The organism is Marinomonas sp. ABL3_031, from assembly GCF_056161265.1.
Genome location: NZ_JBSWYU010000003.1, coordinates 174,307 through 193,350 on the forward strand (window position 1 = coordinate 174,307; position 19,044 = coordinate 193,350).

The following is a 19,044-nucleotide window of genomic DNA, read 5'->3' on the forward strand; positions in this document are numbered from 1 at the left end:
CATCAAATTTACCTTTACAATACAGGAGTTCATTTGATGCAGAAAAGAAATAGTGTGACTTTCTTGTTTCCTACGCGGGTGTTAGCCCGATCAGGTTCTGCGGATCCCGCACTCAATTGTGCGATCTCAGCCAAATGGCACTCCGACAAGTAGCACTGAGTATACGGATTCAAATATCTCTGTAAACTCTTCTGAATGGAAATGTTAGAAATTATTAAGTGGGCTATTCACCCTCTTGCATGCTTAATGCAAGCTTATACAGGGAATTTTTCTTTCCTCCTGTCAGCTTAGCAGCAATGGAAGCCGTTTGTTTTACTGAGACTTTTTCTTCTAATAAAACAGTAAGAATACGTTTAGCCTCCTCTTCCTCATCTGCTAGATCCGGCTTGGCTATGTTGAGCATGACCACAAATTCCCCTTTCAACTGATTCGCATCCTCGGCAAACTTTTCAAGGATCTGATTCGGTGTACCGGATAAAAAGGTTTCAAAGGTTTTAGTCAGCTCTCTCGCCAACACCACATTGGCTTGATCACCGTAGACAGTTTGCAAATCCTCCATAGAGTCTGCAATACGGTGAGTCGATTCATAAAACACCAAGGTACCCACTTGATCTCGCCAGGCTTCAAACACATCCTTACGGGCTTTCGATTTAGCCGGAACAAACCCTGCAAAGAAAAACTGATCAGTGGGCAAGCCAGAAGCTGACAAGGCAGCAATTAAAGCACTGGCGCCAGGCACAGGAACCACTTTGTGATCTAAATCACGCAGAATAGAGACCAAGTGATAACCAGGATCGGAAATTAATGGTGTGCCAGCATCGGATACAAGCGCGACATTCTTACCTTCATTTAATAAGCTTGCAACGTATTCTGCCTTGTCTTTCTCATTGTGATCGTGCAGTGAAAATAACTTGCCTTCAATGCCAAAATGATTCAATAAACGGCGACTGTGACGGGTATCTTCTGCGGCGATGTAGTCAACATCTCGTAAAGTTTGCTCGGCTCGCTTTGTAAAATCATCTAGATTGCCAATTGGTGTCGCAACTATGTACAGCGACCCTCTCACATCATCATTAGTATGTGATACCATGTTTCCTCTTTAATTTGCCATTTGTAAGATTATGAGCCTAACCAATTATCGCATCATATCATTAACCCTTTGTGCATTTCTGCTCAGCGCATGTAATTCAGCAAACTTAAATATGCCTCAGCAGACTTCCAGCTTGGTTCAAGGTGATAAAGAAGCCTCTGACAACACTCCACCGCCAAGCATTTATCATCCTTATAAACCCAATAACAGCAAAATAATCAGTGCGGCTTATGAGCAGGCTTTACAAAATTATCAGGACGGCGCGTATGTTCAAGCCATTTCAATTCTCGAAAAGTCCGTTCTTGGCAAAACCTCTTCGGTGCAATTTAATGCTTATTTGCTGGCAGCCAAAATCAATGCTCAACTTGATAATGCGTTAGACGCTTTTCTGTTGCTCAACAAGGCAGATCAGTTAACAGCAGCGAGACACCCTGACAAACAAAACCAGATCAAAGAGACACGCGCCAGTATTCTTGAGCATTTTAGTAATTGGCCAGAAGCCGTCAAACTTAGAATGGCGTTGAGTTACAGCTTGCCATTAGATGAAATTCAGGCTAATCAAGACAAACTTTGGTTGGCTATTCAGAACCTAACAGAAAATGAAATAGAGAGCCTTTATGAAGCTCAGCAGCCTATTTTGAATGGTTGGCTTACCATCAGTAATATTCTACGTGATCAATCCTTATCAATTGAACAGCAACTTGCCACCTTTCAAAATTGGCAACAAAGAAACACCAGTCACCCCGCGGCGATCAATCCACCGCAAGATTTTAAATTGATGGCATCAATCGAAGACATGGCGCCACAAAAAGTGGTGCTAATGCTACCCATGTCAGGCAAACTGAAACGTGCTTCCCAAGCCGTTGTCGATGGTTTCTTTGCCACTTATTACAATCAAAAAGAAAAACGTCCTCAGGTGAACATAGTTGATACTGACCAATACACTGACATAATAGACGCCTTGACAGCGGCAAATAACATGACACCTGATATCATCATTGGTCCATTAGAAAAAAATAATGTGGCTAAAATAAGTCGTATCGATTTACCCTACCCTGTTATCACTTTAAATCAGTTAGATTTTAATCAAGCTGCCAAAAATTTATTTCATTTTTCATTGAGTGCAGAAGATGAAATCCATGAATTGATCAATTTTGCCAAACAAGAAGGCGCCACTAAGGCTGCTGTACTCAGTACACAAGATACCTGGGCTCTGAAGCAAAATGATGAATTTCTTACCGCAGCAGAGCAAGAACACGTTACTGTTACATCAGCACAATCATACGCCAACACGCCTCAGGGTCGTCAAAATGCGGTACAAAAACTGCTTCTCATTAATGAAAGTTACGCGCGAAAAAACCTCATTGAAAAATGGACTGGCCATCAAGTCGATGCCATAGCTCGCCCACGTCAAGATTTAGATTACGTGTTTTATGTTGGCAAACTAAACGATGCCAAACAGATTCGCCCGCTATTGGACTTCTATTTTGCTGATTCTGTCCCCATGTTATCTACCAGTAACTTGAATGACAGCCCCCCTGATAGAAACACTAAAGCCGAAGACATTGAACGCATTCTGTTTACTGAACTACCAGCGCTTTCCGGCAGCAACAAAAACGCTAGCGCTTTACCCCCAAGCCCAGGCTCAAATATTTTGCGACGCTTGCAAGCACTCGGAGCAGATTCCTATTTATTGGCTAACAAATATCAATTGTTTGCCTTACTGAAGAGTACACGCATTTCTGCCAATACTGGCATCATTACCATGGATGATAATGGCGTGTTTCATAAACGTCCTGAAATTATGACGTACCGAAGAGGGAATTTGGTCTATGCGCGCAGTAAGCAATTTTTTGAGAAAGAGGAAGAAACGAACCAAGACTAGTGGACAACAAGCAGAGCAATTTGCTGAAGCTTTCCTTTGTCGACAGGGACTCATTTTCGTAGAGCGAAATTTTTTTTGTCGAACAGGTGAAATAGATTTAATCTTCCGCGATCAACAAACCTATGTTTTTGTCGAAGTTCGATTTCGCGCAGATCTGATGCACGGATCAGCCGCTGAAAGCTTGGCTCAAAATAAGCTTAATAAAGTAAGAAATAGTGCAGCATTGTGGCTACAAAAAAACAACAAACTAGACCAGTCTAGCCGTTTCGATGCTGTACTATTTGATATAAAAATAGACGAACAACATTTAACCTGGCTTAAAGCAGCATTTTAATTATTATGGATTTTCAAGAAGCAATATACACCCAATTTGCACAGAGCTTTGAAGCTCAACAACAAGCATTAGAAAGCTTACCACCTTATATAGAACATGCCGCTAAAGTCATTTTTACTAGCATTGGTTCCGGCGGCAAAGTTATTTGTATTGGCAACAGTACTGGCTCACATCTTGCGCAATATTTCAGCACACTTATGTTGGATAAAATGGACAGGGAAAGGCCTGGACTGCCTTCAATCAATTTAAGTGGTGAAGGCTCCTCGTTATTAGCCATTACCCATAACGACAGCTATCACGATGTTTTCTCCAAACAAATTACCGCCATTGGCAACCCGGGGGATATTTTGTTTGTCATTGCCAATCGCGGCAACACTTCCCCCATCATTCAAGCTATCCAAGCCGCTCACGAACGCAAAATGAGCGTCGTTGCTTTGACCAGTCCAGAAGCGAAAAACATCTCCTCCTTAACCTCTCAGGACGATACCGAAATTAAGGTAAATCTGTTAGGCACAGCGCGCGTTCATGAGTGCCAAATCACTGTCATTCATACACTAATGGATTTATTGGAAAGACAATTGTTCGGCTACGAAGATTAAGCGAACATAGAAAACTGAGTGATTGAATCAGCCTGCGTTTGTTATCCTCACAACACAGGCTGATTTAAACAAGGATTACTTAACGACTTTCAGCTGGAAGCCTTTTTTCGTTGGCTCAGGAGGCGTTGGTGTAGGCTCTTCTTCAAATATTTCTTCTGGAAACACAAAACCATCGCCATTTTCTTTAGCATACAATGCAATTGCAGCGCGTATTGGTACATAAACCTGCATAGGCTTACCACTAAAACGCGCTTCGAATGACACAGCTTGCTTATCCATCAATAAATTGCGAACCGCCGTCATACTGACATTCAGAACAATCTGACCATCTTTGATAAACTCTGTCGGTACTACAACTCCTTGCTGCTTAGCATCCACTAGTAGATAGGGTGTCATATCATTATCAGCAATCCAAGAGTAAGCCGCATTTAGTAAGTAAGAACGTTTCGGTATCATGATGATATTTCCCTTTGTCTTAAACAAAAAAAGGAGCATTGGCTCCTTCTTTTACTACTTCTAAGCACTGCTGGATCTTAGTCCAAGCGCATTTCTTGCTCCGCTTCTGAAAGACTTTCTTTAAAAGACTCACGAGCGAAAACCAGATCCATATATTTGTATAATGCTTTCGCTTGCTCTTTTGGGATATCCACTCCCAAAACAGGCAAACGCCACAAGATTGGCGCTAAACAACAATCTACAATAGTGAACTCATCGCTCATGAAGTATGGTTTTTCTTCAAATATGGGCGATACACTAATCAAACCTTCGCGCAATTCTTTTTGCGCTTGCGCAACCGCTTCTTTATCCTTGCTAGACAAAATTAAATCAGCCAATTTTGCCCAGTCACGTTGAATACGGTACATATACAAACGACTTTCCGCACGCGCTACCGGATATACTGGTAATAATGGTGGATGAGGGAAACGCTCATCTAAGTATTCCATCATGACATTTGGCTCGTATAAGACTAAGTCACGATCAACCAATGCGGGTAATTCATTGTATGGATTCACATCAGCCAATTCCTCTGGCTTATTAAACGGGTCTACATCAATGATGTCCACAGTTACCGCTTTTTCAGCCAAAACAATGCGTACGCGATGACTATAATGATCCTCTCCATCTGAAAAAAACGTCATTGAGGAGCGCTTTGCAATAACACCCATGTCTAACCCCTTATTGAAGACTTTAAAACCCTCTAAAAAAGAGGACAAATAATCAAATCAGTGTGATGGCAGACACTTAGCTGTCATCACCACTAAAAATATGCCCCATTCTATCATCTTTTAAATGTTTTTTCTTTGAAAAATCATTTTGTTACAAGATTGCCGCAAGAGCATATTAAAAACAAAAAAAACGCTTGGCATAATTACCAAGCGTTTTAATACAGATTCTAAAACGATTATTAACGCTTAGAGAACTGAGGACGACGACGCGCTTTACGAAGACCAACTTTCTTACGTTCAACTTCACGAGAGTCACGAGTAACGTAACCAGCAGAACGTAGAGAACGACGTAGGGCTTCATCGTATTGCATTAGCGCACGAGTGATACCATGACGAATCGCACCAGCTTGACCAGAAATACCACCACCTTTAACAGTGATGTAAACATCAAATTTTTCAGTCGCTTCAACAAGCTCAAGAGGCTGACGAACAACCATGCGGGCAGTTTCACGACCAAAGTATTGGTCAAGAGAGCGGTTGTTGATAACTAGGTTACCAGAACCGGCTTTTAGGAACACACGAGCGGTAGACGTTTTGCGACGACCTGTACCGTAGTATTGAGTAGCTGACATAATGATCTTCCGTATTAAATGTTAAGTTCTTGAGGCTGTTGAGCAGCATGTGGATGCTCTGTACCAGCGTATACTTTCATTTTCTTGTGCATTGCACGGCCCAAAGGACCTTTCGGCAACATACCTTTAACGGCGATTTCAAGAACACGCTCTGGAGCGTGATCAATCAACTTCTCGAAATTCATAGAACGCAAGCCGCCTGGGTAACCAGTGTGGCGATAGTATTGTTTTGCTGCGGCCTTGTTACCTGTAACATGAACTTTCTCAGCATTGATAACAACGATGTAATCACCAGTGTCAACATGAGGAGTGTATTCAGCTTTATGCTTACCGCGTAGACGGCGAGCGATTTCGGTAGCCAAACGACCTAGAGTTTTGCCTTCAGCATCAACCACGAACCAGTCGCGACGCACTTCAGCAGGTTTAGCAGTAAAAGTTTTCATCAAAAAAACCCTATCAATACGCGTGATTAACACGCTATACCTATTATTATTGGTTTATTATCTACTCTTATTTAAATAAGAAACTGAACAATAAACGTACATTTACCTTTAAAAAGGCGAGCGAAGTATACAGCATTAAATATTTTTTTAAAAGCACTTTGCATCTCATCCTTAAGGACGATGCTCCAGCGACAAATACTCTTCCGATTGCATTTCCAAGAGACGACTGATAGTTCGATCATATTCAAACTTCAAACGTGTTCCTTGATAAATGTCTGGAATCGCCACTTCAGCAGAGAAAATAACTTTAACATGACGATCATAAAATTCGTCTACCAAGTTTATGAAACGACGCGCTAAATCATCGCGAGATGCGTCCATTTGAGGCAGGTTTGAAATAATCACTGTGGTGTACAGACGAGCAATCTCGATATAGTCCACTTGACTTCGCGGGCCATCACACAAGGCTTTAATATCGAACCACGCCATGTCTTCACAACTTCGTAATAAAGGAATTTCTCGTCCTTCGATTTCGACCACACCGCCCTCTTTGATATGTGAGGCATCAGTGATCAAACTCATGAAACGATTATTTAATTCCTGATCGGCTTGTTCATCTAATGGAAAGTGGTACAACTTGGCCTGCTTCAGCGTGCGCAGACGATAATCAATGCCACCGTCGACATTCATTACCTTGGTATTTTCCTTAACTAACGCGATCGCAGGTAAAAAACGCGCCCGTTGCAAACCATTCTTGTACAAGCCATCCGGCTCAATGTTAGAAGTCGCCACCAAGCTAGTACCATTTTTAAACAACTCATCCAAAAGACCGGCCAATATCATGGCGTCTGTAATATCCGTTACAAAAAATTCGTCAAAACATAAGACTTGCGCCTTATCAGAGATTTGCTTTCCAACAATCTCTAATGGGTTTTTAACCTCTTTAAGCTTTCTTAACTCCTGATGCACCATTTGCATAAAACGGTGAAAATGAAGACGCATCTTCCTTTCCATTGGCAGACAATCAAAAAAGGTGTCCATTAGATAAGTTTTTCCGCGGCCAACGCCACCCCAAAAATATAAGCCCTGCTCTACTTTCATTGGCTTCTTCTTTTTAAACAAACCAAACAGACCAGCAGATTCTGGCAACCTTTGATTGTTCACTAAACGATCAAATAATTCTTGCAATGCTTTTACGGCTTCTTCTTGCGCAGGGTCATAATGAAAATCCTCACGCTTAAGATCTTCTTGATAACGAGATATAGGGGTCATTGTCAGTCTTTCGTATGGATAAATAAATTATGAACATTCTAACAAATTGTAACTTAAACAACACCTCTGATCCTGTTACCCTGAAAGCGATATTAGTTATAATGGGAAGATGTTAAAAGGAGAGAGTTATGAATTTAGAAGAATTCAATATCATTGTTTTTATTACTGGAATTATCCTTGGTAGTATTGCGACCTATTCCATCAAAAGCCTTCTAAGCAAAAGTAACAACAAACCAATTGAAGCAAATGATAGTTTGGTAACCATGAAGTCCCTACAACAGGAATTAACCAACAAACAAATCATTATTGATAATTTTTTTGCCGACAGCAATGAACAACTCAGCATAGTGGAAAAGCGTCTTGGTGAACTAAGAACTAACCTCGCCAACAGTGCCTCTCAAATAAGCAATGTCAAGGTAGATTCTCCTATGACTCATCGAGATACTTTAGAAGCTAATCCGAATGAACCACCAAGAGATTATGCTCTAAAGAATGATAAAGATCATGGTATGTTGAGCGAGGCATTTGGGCTTAAAAATAAAAACGCGGAGCTAGAACCAAAGCGGACCATTTAAGTTACATCTATGTCTTGAAGCGACCCCCATTAGCTGGATTAATCCAATTACTGAGGGTCTTTTTACATCTTAATAAGATATCAAGCTGGATTCTCCACATCAATGAATCTAGCCTGCAAACCATCCTGCTCATCCAAGAAAGCAGCCATAGCTTGAGCGCCAAATCTTTCCGTTGCATGGTGACCTGCAGCAATAAAATGAATCCCCATCTCGCGCGCAATATGAATCGTTTGCTCCGACACTTCACCGGTAATAAACACATCAGCGTTCACTTTTAACGCCTGATCTATGTAACCTTGCGCCCCACCTGTACACAAAGCCACGCGCTTAATAGGCAGATCAGACACTCGCTCGAACAAGACTTTGCGCTTTACACCTTTTTCAATCAATTGTTGAAAAGCATCTAATGACATAGCTGCACTAAGCTCTCCTACAATACCAATAGACTCTTCAATGGGTAACCAAGGCTGCAAGGGCTCACGAGAACCAAGCCCCAATACATTCGCTAAACCAGCATTGTTACCGTATTCTGGATGAGCATCCAAAGGCAAATGATAGCCATACAAATTAATATCATTCTTAATTAAAGTAGCAATACGACGATACTTCATACCAACTATTTCAGGGGGTTCATTTTTCCAGAAATAACCATGATGCACAAAGATTGCATCTGCTTGCCATTCTACCGCAGCATTAATCAAAGTTTGATTAGCGGTTACCCCTGTTACCACTCGATGAATCTCGTCTTTTCCTTCTACCTGAAGGCCGTTTGGCGCATAATCTTTAAAACGGCTTGGACTCAGTGTTCGATTCAGTAATAATTCAAACTCACTGCGTAACAAAATAACTCCTTATTTATGAAGATAAAATTTTATTTAATGCCAACCATTATCGCCATTCTACTCGGTGCTTGTATAGGATTAACGGCATTGCTCATGCAGGCCTATGGAAATATACATCAGGCAGAAAGCTACGCAAACACGGTAAATGCCACCGCTCCCTCCGTTGTCAGCATTTATAGCCAAAAATTAGAAAAACGCCACTGGACCGAGAATGGGACTGTCACTCAAACGACGAATTTAGGTTCTGGCGTCATCATTTCTTCTGATGGCTTTATCTTAACCAATCATCATGTGATTCAAAATGCTCAAAGCATTACAGTGGCATTAAACGATGAAAGACGGCTAAAAGCCAAACTTATTGGTTCAGACCCTTCAACCGATTTAGCGGTTTTAAAAATCCAATTAGACGATTTACCTAGCATAAAAGTCGGCAAAAGCAGCAGAATGCAAATTGGCGATCGAATTTTAGCCATTGGCAATCCATTTGATATTGGTCAAACCGTTACCTCGGGCATCATCAGTGCTAAAGGACGAAACAGCATTGGTTTAAATACTTATGAAAATTTTCTGCAAACTGATGCAGCAATTAATCCAGGTAACTCAGGAGGCGCCTTGGTAAATATGCGCGGAGAACTGATTGGCATCAGCTCTGCCATTTATTCCAGTTCAGGAGGGTCGCAAGGTATTGGTTTTGCCACTCCTATCGACGATGCCATGACGGTGATGCAAGATATAATCGCCCACGGTGAAGTAATACGCGGGTATTTGGGAATGGAAGCTCAAAAAATCACCCAAAACTTAGCAGACAATTTGGCCTTACCAAGCGAATATGGATTATTGGTCAGCGACATAACTCAATCAAGCCCTGCTCAAAAAGCTGGTATTGAAGTGGGCGACATCATTTTAGAGATAAACCAAACCCCCAGTATCGACCCACACCAAGTTCAAAGAATGATAGCCTCATTGAAACCTGGTACCAGTATTTCTTTATTAGGCTTGCGAGGTCAACAATCTTACCAAACAAAAATAACCTTAGAAAAACAACCTGCCATGCAAAGAATTGTTTATTGAACCTGACTTTCTACCAGACTTTTAAGCTTTTGCAGACCAATTAGAAAGTTCTCACCAGCCAAATCATTCGCGAAAATAGCTAAATAAGGCCCAATAAAACCAGCGTCCAAATCCCCTTCAATTCGCCAAACAACTTGTGTACCGCCGGAAGAGGATAATAAGCGGATCTGGTTCTGAACCAGATTCACATTTGTCTTAGGGCGCACTTCAAATATGAATTGCGAAGAAGTTGCCGATAACAAAGTCAGACTCCCTTGCTCATCCTTATCTTGGTAATCAATTGCAATAGTTTGACCTACCGACAATTCACCTTGAAAGGATTGTAGACGACCATTTTCTATATGCATCCACAGAGGTAAATGCTCTCCATTCAAAGCAAAAGTTAGAATGCGTTGTGGAGTGGCATTGATCACAACGCTGCGTTCAACCCGATAATCTGTTGGTAGGAAAAAACCGGCTCCTACCAACAACAAGATCAGCAAAGCAAGAACACGGGTAACACGACGGATAGAATAGATCGCGTTAGAGTGACCGTAACTTTTGCCTAGCATGCTTAATCCTTAAGAATACGATATTCAGCCGACATTGCATGCGCCTCTAAAGACTCACCTCGAGCCAAAGGCGATGCTATCTTAGCCAAAGCACTGGCTCCCTGAGGAGAACAGTTAATCAAAGAGCTACGTTTTTGAAAATCGTATACCCCTAATGGAGAAGAAAAACGCGCTGTGCCTGAGGTTGGCAAAACGTGATTTGGTCCGGCACAATAATCGCCCAATGCTTCTGGTGTGTGACGCCCCATAAAAATAGCACCAGCATGGCGAATTTTTTCCACCCATTTTTCTGGCTCATCAACCGATAATTCTAAGTGCTCAGCCGCCACTAAATTAGCTATTTCAATCGCCTCTTCCATATCAGTAACATGAATCAAAGCACCGCGCCCTTCTAAAGACACCTTGATAATGTCTTTGCGACTTTGGCTTTCGATCAAGGTTTCCATCGACTGTTTCACTCGATGAATGTAGTCCGCATTTGGTGAAATCAAAATCGATTGTGCATCTTCATCGTGCTCAGCTTGCGAAAACAAATCCATCGCAATCCAATCTGGATCCGTTTTACCATCGCAGACCACCAAGATCTCAGACGGGCCAGCAATCATATCAATGCCAACCGCACCAAATACCATACGTTTCGCTGTCGCTACATAGATGTTTCCAGGACCGACTATTTTGTCGACTTTAGGCACACTTTCCGTTCCATATGCCAAAGCCGCAACAGCTTGAGCGCCACCTACAGTAAATACTCGGTCAACACCCGCAATGTAGGCTGCCGTCAAAACAATATCATTAACAAAACCATCCGGCGTAGGAACCACCATGATAATTTCGCCGACACCAGCCACTTTAGCAGGCATGACATTCATCAGAACAGAAGAAGGATAAGCGGCCTTACCGCCTGGCACATACACTCCTACCCTGTCCAATGGCGTTACTTTTTGCCCTAATACTGTGCCGTCAGCTTCTTGATATTGCCAAGAGTTTTGAACCTGATGCTCATGATAATCACGCACTCGTTTCGCTGCCGCTTCAAGGCTGGAAACTAATTCAGCACTAACCCTTTCTTTTGCTTGCGCCATTTGCTCACGAGAAATTTCTAACTCAGCGGCATGCTTCACATCACGGCGATCAAAACGATTAGTAAATTTAACCAAAGCCTCATCACCAAAAGCACGAACCTGTGTAACAATATCGGTGACAGCTTGCTGAACATTCGCATCGGAAACAGAATCCCACGCAAGAAGACGTTCTAATTCAACACGAAAATCTGCAGATTTTGAGGAAAACTCTCGAATATTAAGTTTCAACTATTTACCCTCGTTTTCTTCAACAGCCTTTCTTAACATTTCTAGAATAGGCTCTATCTCGGCAAACTTAGTTTTATAAGCCGCCTTGTTAACCACTAAACGCGTACTAATCGGAGCAATTAAATCACGCGCTTCCAAACCATTTGCTTTTAAAGTATTACCCGTATCCACGATATCAACAATCAAGTCTGCCAAGCCCATTATAGGCGCTAATTCCATCGCGCCGTATAACTTGATAACATCCGCTTGAATACCTTGCTCAGCAAAATATTGTTTCGCTGTTTTGGAAAATTTAGAGGCAACTTTTAAGCGCCGTTGCGGCAATGCCTGATCAACGACACCAGCCGTCATCAAACGACATTTGGAAATTTTTAGATCCAACAGCTCGTACAAATTTTTAGTCGAAGCTTCCATCAGTACGTCTTTGCCCGCCACACCAAAATCCGCTACACCATGTTCAACATAGGTAGGCACATCAGTAGCTCGCAAAACAACCAATTTAATATGTTCGTGATTAGTATCAAAAATCAGCTTACGACTCTTAGTAATATCCTCTGCTGGAATGATATTGGCTTTTTCCAAAAGCGGTAGGGTTTCCCCCAAAATACGCCCTTTTGAAAGGGCGATGGTTAATGCTTTACTCATATTAATTCAATACTCGTGAAATTTTCGCACCCAAAGCGCCGAACTTCTCTTCGATACACTCATAACCACGATCTATATGGTAAATGCGGTCAATCTTAGTATCACCCTCGGCGACTAAAGCCGAAAGTACTAAACTCGCTGATGCACGCAGGTCTGTCGCCATTACTGGCGCACCTTTCAATTTGTCACAGCCACGAATAATAGCGGTATTGCCATTCACTTCAATGTCAGCCCCCATACGCAACATTTCATCTACGTGCATAAAGCGATTTTCAAAAATATTTTCAATGACACGACCCACGCCAGTTGCCACTGAATTCAAAGCGACAAATTGCGCTTGCATATCAGTTGGGAAAGCAGGATAAGGCGCAGTACTTATATTGACGGCTTTTGGTTGACGGCCCTCCATATCCACTTCAATCCAATCATCACCACACGTGACTTTAGCGCCAGCTTCTTCTAATTTTGACAACACTGCTTCCAAAGATTTCACATCCGTATCAATGACCTTCACCTTGCCACCAGTAATGGCTGCAGCAACCAAGAAAGTACCTGTTTCGATTCGATCTGGCATTACAGGATATGTAGTACCCTGTAACGCTTCCACACCATCAATAACAATAGTATCAGTTCCATGACCGGATATTTTTGCCCCCATGGCAATCAAGCACTCAGCCAAATCAACTACTTCAGGTTCACGAGCAGCATTTTCAAGGATGGTTTGGCCTTCTGCTAAAGTCGCTGCCATTAGCAGGTTCTCAGTACCTGTTACAGTTACCTTATCGAAGAAAATACGAGCGCCCTTAAGACGGCCGTCAACAGTCGCTACTATGTTTCCGCCTGTTACATCTATCTTTGCCCCCATGGCTTCTAAACCACGCAAGTGCAAATCCACTGGACGACTACCAATGGCACAACCACCTGGCAAGGAGACAACGGCACGACCAAAATGGCTTACTAATGGCCCTAATACCAAAATGGAAGCTCGCATGGTTTTAACCAGTTCATAAGGCGCTTCACAATTATTCAGTGTGGAGATGTCCAATTGAACACTCATTTTTTCATCAACAACAACACCACAACCCATTGACCCCAATAGCTCTAACATGGTGGTAATGTCATGCAAGTGCGGCAAATTCTTAATAGTAATTAAATCTTTAGTCAGCAAAGTAGCTGCCAAAATTGGAAGCGCTGCATTTTTCGCCCCTGAAGCTCGCACCACACCCTTTAAAGGTGACCCACCAGTAATTAAAAGCTTATCCATACAATCAATCTCTTATAATAATTTCTTTACAGCTTACTTGCTTGCTCTGGCGTGTAAGTTTTCATGGTTACAGCGTGAATAGCACCACTGGCAATGGCCTCTTGTAAATGTGAGTACACAAGCTGTTGACGCTTCACCGTCGACAACCCCTCAAATTCACTCGATACAATGACAACTTGAAAATTACAACCTTCTCCCTCTGCCATGACTTCACTATCACGAATAGAAGATTCCAAAAGTGCTTTTACTTCACCTGCGTTCACAGTCACTCCAATCTAAAATGTACTTTAATGCTGATATTCTACCCTAGTAGAGCCAACTACTTAACACTTTCGATAGCCACTAGGAGTAAAAAAACAGTTGTTTTCTAAGATTTTATTCGATGATGACAGATTGGCTATCGTTTTTTTAGCTTTTAAACACAGCACACACAAAAAACGGCAATAAAAAAATCCGCTTACAACTTTTATAAGCGGATTTTTAAGAATGAGCCACCATCACTATTATGATTTTTTCGCTAATGAATCCTTCCAAGCAAGAATCGCAGCTTCAATATCATTTCGATTCTGCTCCATCATGACACCAAATTGCTTGCGAAATGTCAGGCCAAAATTAATGTTATTGATTGCTACATTACTCAATAACCATTGCTGACTTTTGTTCTGCTCCATGTAGAAGATGATGTTCAACATGCCACCATTTTCCGTTTGGAAGTCCACATTAACTTTGGTTTCACGACCACGACCTTGTGGCCCTAATGGCAGCACATTAATTCGATCAGGATCTAACTCTAACAATGAAGAGCCATAAGTCTGTAACAAGGTGTCTTTAGTAACACCAGCAAAGCGCTCTCTTTGTTCAGGTGTGGCTCGTCGATAATACTTCCCCATCACCTTACGAGAAAAATCATCAAAATCCACTACGTTAGCTAAAATTCGATCCACCCTGACAGCGAGTTCGTCAGGGTTGTTTGCTAAGAAATCCTTATCCTTTACTATATCATCACGGAATGCATCCACGACTTTCACTACGGCATCCCTTGCCCCTTCGTTATCATTCGCCCAAACAAGTGAGCTCATCAACAAAGACAAAACAAGGCAAGTCCCAGTCAACAGTTTTATCATAAAGAATTACTCCGAATCACCTGAATTAAACAGGAATTGACTGATTAAGTTCTCCAATACTAAAGCAGATTGAGTGTCAAAGATTTCCCCACCGTCTTTCAGCATTTCTTCATCCGCGCCTATGGTAATACCAAGGTATTTCTCACCCAGTAAACCACTGGTCAAAATGGCAATCGAACTGTCCTCAGGAATATTATCGACATCGGCATCGATATTCATCGTCACCAACCCCATGTAAAGCTCTTTATCAAAAGAGATGGACTCAACAGAACCAACCGTTACACCGGCAATAGTAACCTTTGAACGACTCGTCAAACCACCAATATCATCAAACCTGGCAACAATTTTGTAAGAATCTTTTTGAGCAGAAAATCCCAATCCACTTACTTGCACCGCCAAGTAAACAAAGGCTGCCAATCCCAATACAATAAAACATCCAACTAATAATTCAGTACGCTTACTTCTCATCCTAAAAATCCCCAAACATGGCAGCTGTTAATACAAAATCCAATGCTAAAATGGCTAAAGAACCCAACACCACAGTGCGAGTCGTTGCTTTCCCAATACCTTCAGAGGTTGGCACACATTCGTAGCCCTGATATACCGCAATCCAAGTCACAACAACTGAAAAGAAAAAGGCTTTGATCACCCCATTCATAATATCGGTATCAAAATACACTGACTGCTGCATCAAAGACCAAAATGCACCGTCATGCACTCCGAGCCAGCCAACCGATACCAATAGACCGCCAATAATCCCCGTTGCGGCAAAAATAATACTCAACAAGGGCAAACAAATCACTCCAGCAATAAAACGTGGAGCAATAATGCGACGCAAAGGATCAACCCCCATCATCTCATAACTAGACAATTGCTCAGTGGCTTTCATCAAACCGATTTCCGCAGTCAATGAAGAACCGGCACGACCAGCAAAGAGCAAAGCAGTCACCACTGGTGCTAACTCACGCAGTAAAGACAAAGCCAATAATTGACCAACCGCTTCTTCCGAACCAAATTTTGATAAAATACTGTAGCCCTGTAGTGCCAGCACCATACCAATAAAGGCACCTGACACCACCACAATCACCAGTGATAACACACCGACAGAGTAAAGTTGCTTTACTAATAATCGAATTGACTCACCAAAGCGAACAGGAACACGAAGCACACTTTGCGCTAAAAATAAGCCCGCACGCCCAACCGCTTCTAACCAATTGAGAAACCAAGCCCCTAAATGCATCACAAGATTCATATTGATACTCCTTGTGACTGAGATTGCTCAGGATAATGAAATGGCACTGGCCCATCAGGCTCGCCCTTCATAAATTGTTTAACCTGTGGATCATTAGAAGCTTGAATCTCTTCAGGCGTGCCTTCGGCAATCACTTTACCACCCGCCAGAATACAGACGTGGTCAGCAATAGACAGTGACTCTTCAACATCGTGAGACACCAACACAGAAGTAATCTTGGCGTCATCATTTAATTGTCGAATCAGTTTAACCAGCACGCCTTTTGAAATAGGATCTTGACCTGTAAAAGGTTCATCATACATCACCAAGTCCGGATCCAAGGCGATGGCTCTGGCTAACGCCACACGTCTTGCCATGCCGCCAGACAATTCAGATGGCATAAGTTGATGCGCACCACGCAGACCTACACTATGAAGTTTGTCCATGACAATTTGTTGAATGCGTCTTTTATCAAGCTGGGTATGCTCCTCAAGTGGAAAGGCGATATTTTCTGCCACTGACATATCGCTAAACAAGGCACCACTCTGAAAAAGCATGCCCATTTTTTTGCGGACGTTATAAAGCTTTTTACGAGACAAAGTATGAACATCTTGTCCACCTACCAATATCCGCCCCTGATTTGGAACCAATTGTGCGGCAATTAATTTCAACAAAGTGGTTTTACCTGTACCACTTGGCCCCATCACAGCGGTTACCTTACCCTTTGGAATGCTCAAAGAGACGTTTTTATAGATTGCTCTTTCTCCACGATAAAAACTCAACCCCTGTACTTTAATATATGCGTCTTCCACAAATACACCCTTATTCCCTAGCGAATACCGATTGATACTAACACCGCCTTTTAGGAAATAAAATCTCACACCGTGTAAATACAATTTGTTTGCTAGGTCAAGCCTTGAATTTCAAAGCCAAACCTCATTAAATGGTAGCCCCTGAAATTATGAGTAATTACTCCATCATGTTGTTGTTTTCTGCTGCCTTGATTGCTGGCTTGATTCTTCTGGTCATTAGTTCTGATAAGTTTATTGAAAACTCTGCTCTGGTCGCAGAGAAACTAAACATAAGCCCCATCATCATTGGCATTACATTAGTCGCCTTAGGTACATCAGCACCTGAAATGGTTGTTTCAACCATTGCGGCATTGGATCAAGCGCCTGAAATTGCCGTAGGTAACGTGCTAGGGTCAAACATAGCTAACATTGCTTTAGTTTTGGGTGCCACGTTATTGTTCTCTGCCATACCTATCACTGCAGGCATTGCCACCAAAGAAGTCCCACTTGTATTAGGCATAACACTTCTAACAGGACTGTTAATTCATGATCAACACCTCAGCGTTCTAGATGGTGTTATCTTAGTGGCGGCATTCATGGTAATTTTGTTTTTGCTTTTAAAAGGTAGTAAAGATTTGTCCAAGGAACTAACAGAAGAACTTCCGGAAGATGACGGAAGCTCTATCGGACGTTCATTACTTATTGCGATCTTGGGTCTTGCCGTTTTAATTGGCAGCTCCAAGTTATTGGTGTGGGGTGCCATAGGAATCGCCACTCAACTTGGAGTCAGTGAATTGGTGATTGGTTTGACCATTGTCGCTATTGGTACCAGTCTACCTGAGTTAGCAGCCTCCATCAGTAGCGTGCGCAAAGGACATCACGATATCGCCATCGGTAATATCTTAGGTTCTAACATATTTAATTTAGCGACAGTCTTACCTTTACCTGCTCTGATAGCACCAGGCGTACTAGATCACAGCATTTTGACCCGTGATTACCCTTGGACACTAAGTTTAACACTGGCCTTGGTCATTGCCATTTTTGTCTTCAAGCGTACTAAGCGTAATAGCATTCCAAAATGGCTAGGACTACCACTACTGATCGCTTACGCTTTATACTTGTACATTCTAGGTACAGGTGGCCCGACTTAATGACAACTAACAAAACATTTAAAAGTCTGCGCAATATACTGATAATCGCCCTATTTAGCGCTATCATTGCAATGCTGACTTGGTATAAAAATCTACCCCAGACCAATTTAGTTGAGTCTGCGTCGTTAAGTAGTACTCCAGATTATTTTATCACTCAGGTTGTAGCGCAGAGGTATGATGCACAAGGAAATTTAATTGAGCGAATCAATGCCGAGCAAACCCTACACTACATCCAGACCTCACGCACCTTACTGGAGAATCCAAATATAGATAGATATTCTGTATCTGGTAGTTGGCACGCTCACGCTTCGCAAGGCATTATTGAGGATGGTAGTAACGACATTTTGCTGTCGAATAATGCAGAAGCCGTAAAAAAATATAAGCAATCAGAAGATGTGATCTTACACGCTGACACTATTCATTATTTAGACCAAGATAAATCCTTAACCAGTCAAGGAGATGCAATTCTTACCTCTGCTCAAGGTAAGACTTCTGCGGGCAAAATTATTACTTATATCAATTCAGAAGAAGTCGTGATGACAGGATCAGTACGAGGAAATTATGAAACAATTCACTAAATTATCTGGTTTAATTACTCTGATAACATTAAGCCAATATAGCCTTGCCCTACCTAACGACATTGAGAAACCACTTGAAATTCAAGCAGATGAAGCTTCCTTTGACCAAAATACAGGGCAAGCCATTTATAAAGGTAACGTACTTGTTAAACAAGGTTCAATTGAAATCCAAGCTCAATATTTAAAAGTAACGAGCAACCCTGAAACTCAGCAGTTCAGTAGTTTAGAGGCTTCCGGCACTCCGGCTAAATTCAGCCAGCAAGTAGACTGGAGTGGCAATATCGTTATCAGCAAAGGTAATGAAATTCACTACTCAACAGATGAAGGTAAACTTGAAATCATTGGTGAGGGCTATCTAAGTCGCATGCAAAATTCCATCTCTGCTGACTATATTCTCTATAGGATCGATGACGGCACATTCAGTGCCGAGAAAAAAGATTCCGGTCGCGTATCAATGACCCTACAACCACAAACAGGCAAGGCAAACTAA

24 protein-coding genes and 1 riboswitch are annotated in these 19,044 nt (G+C 42.0%); of the genes, 8 read left to right on the top strand and 16 right to left on the bottom strand.

The window, feature by feature from the left end:
* Window positions 1-50: 50 nt before the first annotated feature.
* Window positions 51-155: riboswitch (TPP riboswitch) on the bottom strand.
* 68 nt (window positions 156-223) lie between these two features.
* Window positions 224-1,090, bottom strand: a complete 867-nt coding sequence (gene rsmI, locus ACXAH2_RS05245; protein WP_475077125.1) for a 16S rRNA (cytidine(1402)-2'-O)-methyltransferase — start codon at window positions 1,088-1,090, stop codon at window positions 224-226.
* Between the two features lie 112 nt (window positions 1,091-1,202).
* On the opposite strand from rsmI, the gene ACXAH2_RS05250 reads away from it, so the two are divergent.
* Genes ACXAH2_RS05250 through ACXAH2_RS05260 form a run of 3 tightly spaced genes read left to right on the top strand, consistent with a single transcriptional unit; the run spans window position 1,203 to window position 3,908 of the window.
* On the top strand, window positions 1,203-2,975 hold the full coding sequence (locus tag ACXAH2_RS05250) for a penicillin-binding protein activator (protein WP_475077126.1): 1,773 nt from the start codon (window positions 1,203-1,205) through the stop codon (window positions 2,973-2,975).
* Complete coding sequence (locus ACXAH2_RS05255; RefSeq protein WP_475077127.1) at window positions 2,923-3,309, top strand: YraN family protein; 387 nt, start codon at window positions 2,923-2,925, stop codon at window positions 3,307-3,309. Before ACXAH2_RS05250 ends, ACXAH2_RS05255 begins: the two co-directional genes overlap by 53 nt.
* A 5-nt stretch (window positions 3,310-3,314) precedes the next feature.
* Window positions 3,315-3,908 carry an SIS domain-containing protein gene (locus ACXAH2_RS05260; protein WP_475077128.1) on the top strand — a complete coding sequence of 198 codons (594 nt, stop codon included), beginning with the start codon at window positions 3,315-3,317 and terminating at the stop codon, window positions 3,906-3,908.
* A gap of 75 nt (window positions 3,909-3,983) precedes the next feature.
* Here the strand turns inward: ACXAH2_RS05260 and ACXAH2_RS05265 are convergent, their stop codons facing one another.
* The 5 genes from ACXAH2_RS05265 to zapE all read right to left on the bottom strand — a co-directional run bounded on the left by ACXAH2_RS05265 (window position 3,984) and on the right by zapE (window position 7,421).
* Window positions 3,984-4,364, bottom strand: a complete 381-nt coding sequence (locus ACXAH2_RS05265) for a ClpXP protease specificity-enhancing factor (RefSeq protein ID WP_475077129.1) — start codon at window positions 4,362-4,364, stop codon at window positions 3,984-3,986.
* A gap of 77 nt (window positions 4,365-4,441) precedes the next feature.
* A complete protein-coding gene (locus ACXAH2_RS05270; RefSeq protein WP_475077130.1) occupies window positions 4,442-5,074 on the bottom strand; it encodes a glutathione S-transferase N-terminal domain-containing protein in 633 nt (210 codons plus the stop codon).
* Window positions 5,075-5,313: 239 nt separating this feature from the next.
* Window positions 5,314-5,706: a 30S ribosomal protein S9 gene (rpsI, locus tag ACXAH2_RS05275; RefSeq protein ID WP_475077131.1), complete on the bottom strand. Its 393-nt coding sequence runs from the start codon at window positions 5,704-5,706 to the stop codon at window positions 5,314-5,316.
* A 14-nt stretch (window positions 5,707-5,720) separates the two neighbouring features.
* A complete protein-coding gene (gene rplM / locus ACXAH2_RS05280) occupies window positions 5,721-6,149 on the bottom strand; it encodes a 50S ribosomal protein L13 (protein ID WP_013796474.1) in 429 nt (142 codons plus the stop codon).
* 171 nt (window positions 6,150-6,320) lie between these two features.
* Window positions 6,321-7,421 carry a cell division protein ZapE gene (zapE, locus tag ACXAH2_RS05285; protein WP_475077132.1) on the bottom strand — a complete coding sequence of 367 codons (1,101 nt, stop codon included), beginning with the start codon at window positions 7,419-7,421 and terminating at the stop codon, window positions 6,321-6,323.
* A gap of 128 nt (window positions 7,422-7,549) precedes the next feature.
* Between zapE and ACXAH2_RS05290 the strand changes: the two genes are divergently transcribed.
* Entirely contained in the window at window positions 7,550-7,996 is a 447-nt protein-coding gene (locus tag ACXAH2_RS05290; RefSeq protein WP_475077133.1) for a Z-ring associated ZapG family protein, read from the top strand.
* An 80-nt stretch (window positions 7,997-8,076) separates the two neighbouring features.
* On the opposite strand, the gene ACXAH2_RS05295 is transcribed toward ACXAH2_RS05290, so the two are convergent.
* Entirely contained in the window at window positions 8,077-8,838 is a 762-nt protein-coding gene (locus ACXAH2_RS05295) for a Nif3-like dinuclear metal center hexameric protein (protein ID WP_475077134.1), read from the bottom strand.
* 36 nt (window positions 8,839-8,874) lie between these two features.
* Here ACXAH2_RS05295 and ACXAH2_RS05300 point away from each other — a divergent pair, with 36 nt between their 5' ends.
* The gene (locus ACXAH2_RS05300; protein ID WP_475077135.1) at window positions 8,875-9,909 is read left to right on the top strand and encodes a S1C family serine protease; all 1,035 of its coding nucleotides are present in this window, start codon (window positions 8,875-8,877) and stop codon (window positions 9,907-9,909) included.
* Here ACXAH2_RS05300 and ACXAH2_RS05305 read toward each other — a convergent pair.
* From ACXAH2_RS05305 to ACXAH2_RS05345, 9 genes are all read right to left on the bottom strand, one after another.
* The gene (locus tag ACXAH2_RS05305) at window positions 9,903-10,460 is read right to left on the bottom strand and encodes an SRPBCC family protein (RefSeq protein ID WP_475077136.1); all 558 of its coding nucleotides are present in this window, start codon (window positions 10,458-10,460) and stop codon (window positions 9,903-9,905) included. The two genes, ACXAH2_RS05300 and ACXAH2_RS05305, sit on opposite strands and share 7 nt — an antisense overlap.
* 2 nt (window positions 10,461-10,462) lie before the next feature.
* Window positions 10,463-11,770 (bottom strand): histidinol dehydrogenase, encoded by a 1,308-nt coding sequence (hisD, locus tag ACXAH2_RS05310; RefSeq protein ID WP_475077137.1) that lies wholly within the window; start codon window positions 11,768-11,770, stop codon window positions 10,463-10,465.
* Window positions 11,771-12,415 (bottom strand): ATP phosphoribosyltransferase, encoded by a 645-nt coding sequence (gene hisG, locus ACXAH2_RS05315; protein WP_475077138.1) that lies wholly within the window; start codon window positions 12,413-12,415, stop codon window positions 11,771-11,773. It lies immediately after the preceding gene.
* Window position 12,416: 1 nt separating this feature from the next.
* Window positions 12,417-13,679 carry a UDP-N-acetylglucosamine 1-carboxyvinyltransferase gene (murA, locus tag ACXAH2_RS05320; protein WP_475077139.1) on the bottom strand — a complete coding sequence of 421 codons (1,263 nt, stop codon included), beginning with the start codon at window positions 13,677-13,679 and terminating at the stop codon, window positions 12,417-12,419.
* Window positions 13,680-13,705: 26 nt separating this feature from the next.
* A complete protein-coding gene (locus ACXAH2_RS05325) occupies window positions 13,706-13,942 on the bottom strand; it encodes a BolA family protein (protein ID WP_475077140.1) in 237 nt (78 codons plus the stop codon).
* A gap of 240 nt (window positions 13,943-14,182) precedes the next feature.
* Window positions 14,183-14,803 carry an MlaC/ttg2D family ABC transporter substrate-binding protein gene (locus ACXAH2_RS05330; protein WP_475077141.1) on the bottom strand — a complete coding sequence of 207 codons (621 nt, stop codon included), beginning with the start codon at window positions 14,801-14,803 and terminating at the stop codon, window positions 14,183-14,185.
* Between the two features lie 6 nt (window positions 14,804-14,809).
* Window positions 14,810-15,271, bottom strand: coding sequence for an outer membrane lipid asymmetry maintenance protein MlaD (gene mlaD, locus ACXAH2_RS05335; RefSeq protein ID WP_475077142.1), 462 nt, complete (start codon window positions 15,269-15,271; stop codon window positions 14,810-14,812).
* A 1-nt stretch (window position 15,272) separates the two neighbouring features.
* The gene (gene mlaE / locus ACXAH2_RS05340; RefSeq protein ID WP_475077143.1) at window positions 15,273-16,055 is read right to left on the bottom strand and encodes a lipid asymmetry maintenance ABC transporter permease subunit MlaE; all 783 of its coding nucleotides are present in this window, start codon (window positions 16,053-16,055) and stop codon (window positions 15,273-15,275) included.
* Window positions 16,052-16,846 carry an ABC transporter ATP-binding protein gene (locus ACXAH2_RS05345; RefSeq protein WP_475077144.1) on the bottom strand — a complete coding sequence of 265 codons (795 nt, stop codon included), beginning with the start codon at window positions 16,844-16,846 and terminating at the stop codon, window positions 16,052-16,054. The genes mlaE and ACXAH2_RS05345 overlap by 4 nt, the downstream gene beginning before the upstream one ends.
* Window positions 16,847-16,995: 149 nt before the next feature.
* Between ACXAH2_RS05345 and ACXAH2_RS05350 the strand changes: the two genes are divergently transcribed.
* The 3 genes from ACXAH2_RS05350 to lptA are packed head-to-tail and all read left to right on the top strand — an operon-like array spanning window position 16,996 to window position 19,044.
* Complete coding sequence (locus ACXAH2_RS05350; protein ID WP_475077145.1) at window positions 16,996-17,976, top strand: calcium/sodium antiporter; 981 nt, start codon at window positions 16,996-16,998, stop codon at window positions 17,974-17,976.
* Entirely contained in the window at window positions 17,976-18,554 is a 579-nt protein-coding gene (gene lptC / locus ACXAH2_RS05355) for an LPS export ABC transporter periplasmic protein LptC (protein ID WP_475077146.1), read from the top strand. Before ACXAH2_RS05350 ends, lptC begins: the two co-directional genes overlap by 1 nt.
* Window positions 18,538-19,044, top strand: coding sequence for a lipopolysaccharide transport periplasmic protein LptA (gene lptA, locus ACXAH2_RS05360; RefSeq protein ID WP_475077147.1), 507 nt, complete (start codon window positions 18,538-18,540; stop codon window positions 19,042-19,044). Before lptC ends, lptA begins: the two co-directional genes overlap by 17 nt.

Excerpts from the sequence above, each read along its gene's own strand:
- ACXAH2_RS05265 (WP_475077129.1), bottom strand. The coding sequence starts at position 4,364 with ATGATACCGAAACGTTCTTACTTACTAAATGCGGCTTACTCTTGGATT.
- rsmI (WP_475077125.1), bottom strand. The coding sequence starts at position 1,090 with ATGGTATCACATACTAATGATGATGTGAGAGGGTCGCTGTACATAGTT.
- ACXAH2_RS05300 (WP_475077135.1), top strand. The coding sequence starts at position 8,875 with ATGCCAACCATTATCGCCATTCTACTCGGTGCTTGTATAGGATTAACG.
- ACXAH2_RS05290 (WP_475077133.1), top strand. The coding sequence starts at position 7,550 with ATGAATTTAGAAGAATTCAATATCATTGTTTTTATTACTGGAATTATC.
- murA (WP_475077139.1), bottom strand. The coding sequence starts at position 13,679 with ATGGATAAGCTTTTAATTACTGGTGGGTCACCTTTAAAGGGTGTGGTG.
- ACXAH2_RS05270 (WP_475077130.1), bottom strand. The coding sequence starts at position 5,074 with ATGGGTGTTATTGCAAAGCGCTCCTCAATGACGTTTTTTTCAGATGGA.
- mlaE (WP_475077143.1), bottom strand. The coding sequence starts at position 16,055 with ATGAATCTTGTGATGCATTTAGGGGCTTGGTTTCTCAATTGGTTAGAA.
- zapE (WP_475077132.1), bottom strand. The coding sequence starts at position 7,421 with ATGACCCCTATATCTCGTTATCAAGAAGATCTTAAGCGTGAGGATTTT.
- mlaD (WP_475077142.1), bottom strand. The coding sequence starts at position 15,271 with ATGAGAAGTAAGCGTACTGAATTATTAGTTGGATGTTTTATTGTATTG.
- lptA (WP_475077147.1), top strand. The coding sequence starts at position 18,538 with ATGAAACAATTCACTAAATTATCTGGTTTAATTACTCTGATAACATTA.
- ACXAH2_RS05250 (WP_475077126.1), top strand. The coding sequence starts at position 1,203 with ATGCCTCAGCAGACTTCCAGCTTGGTTCAAGGTGATAAAGAAGCCTCT.
- ACXAH2_RS05260 (WP_475077128.1), top strand. The coding sequence starts at position 3,315 with ATGGATTTTCAAGAAGCAATATACACCCAATTTGCACAGAGCTTTGAA.
- hisG (WP_475077138.1), bottom strand. The coding sequence starts at position 12,415 with ATGAGTAAAGCATTAACCATCGCCCTTTCAAAAGGGCGTATTTTGGGG.
- lptC (WP_475077146.1), top strand. The coding sequence starts at position 17,976 with ATGACAACTAACAAAACATTTAAAAGTCTGCGCAATATACTGATAATC.
- rplM (WP_013796474.1), bottom strand. The coding sequence starts at position 6,149 with ATGAAAACTTTTACTGCTAAACCTGCTGAAGTGCGTCGCGACTGGTTC.
- ACXAH2_RS05330 (WP_475077141.1), bottom strand. The coding sequence starts at position 14,803 with ATGATAAAACTGTTGACTGGGACTTGCCTTGTTTTGTCTTTGTTGATG.
- ACXAH2_RS05305 (WP_475077136.1), bottom strand. The coding sequence starts at position 10,460 with ATGCTAGGCAAAAGTTACGGTCACTCTAACGCGATCTATTCTATCCGT.
- ACXAH2_RS05255 (WP_475077127.1), top strand. The coding sequence starts at position 2,923 with ATGCGCGCAGTAAGCAATTTTTTGAGAAAGAGGAAGAAACGAACCAAG.
- rpsI (WP_475077131.1), bottom strand. The coding sequence starts at position 5,706 with ATGTCAGCTACTCAATACTACGGTACAGGTCGTCGCAAAACGTCTACC.
- ACXAH2_RS05350 (WP_475077145.1), top strand. The coding sequence starts at position 16,996 with ATGAGTAATTACTCCATCATGTTGTTGTTTTCTGCTGCCTTGATTGCT.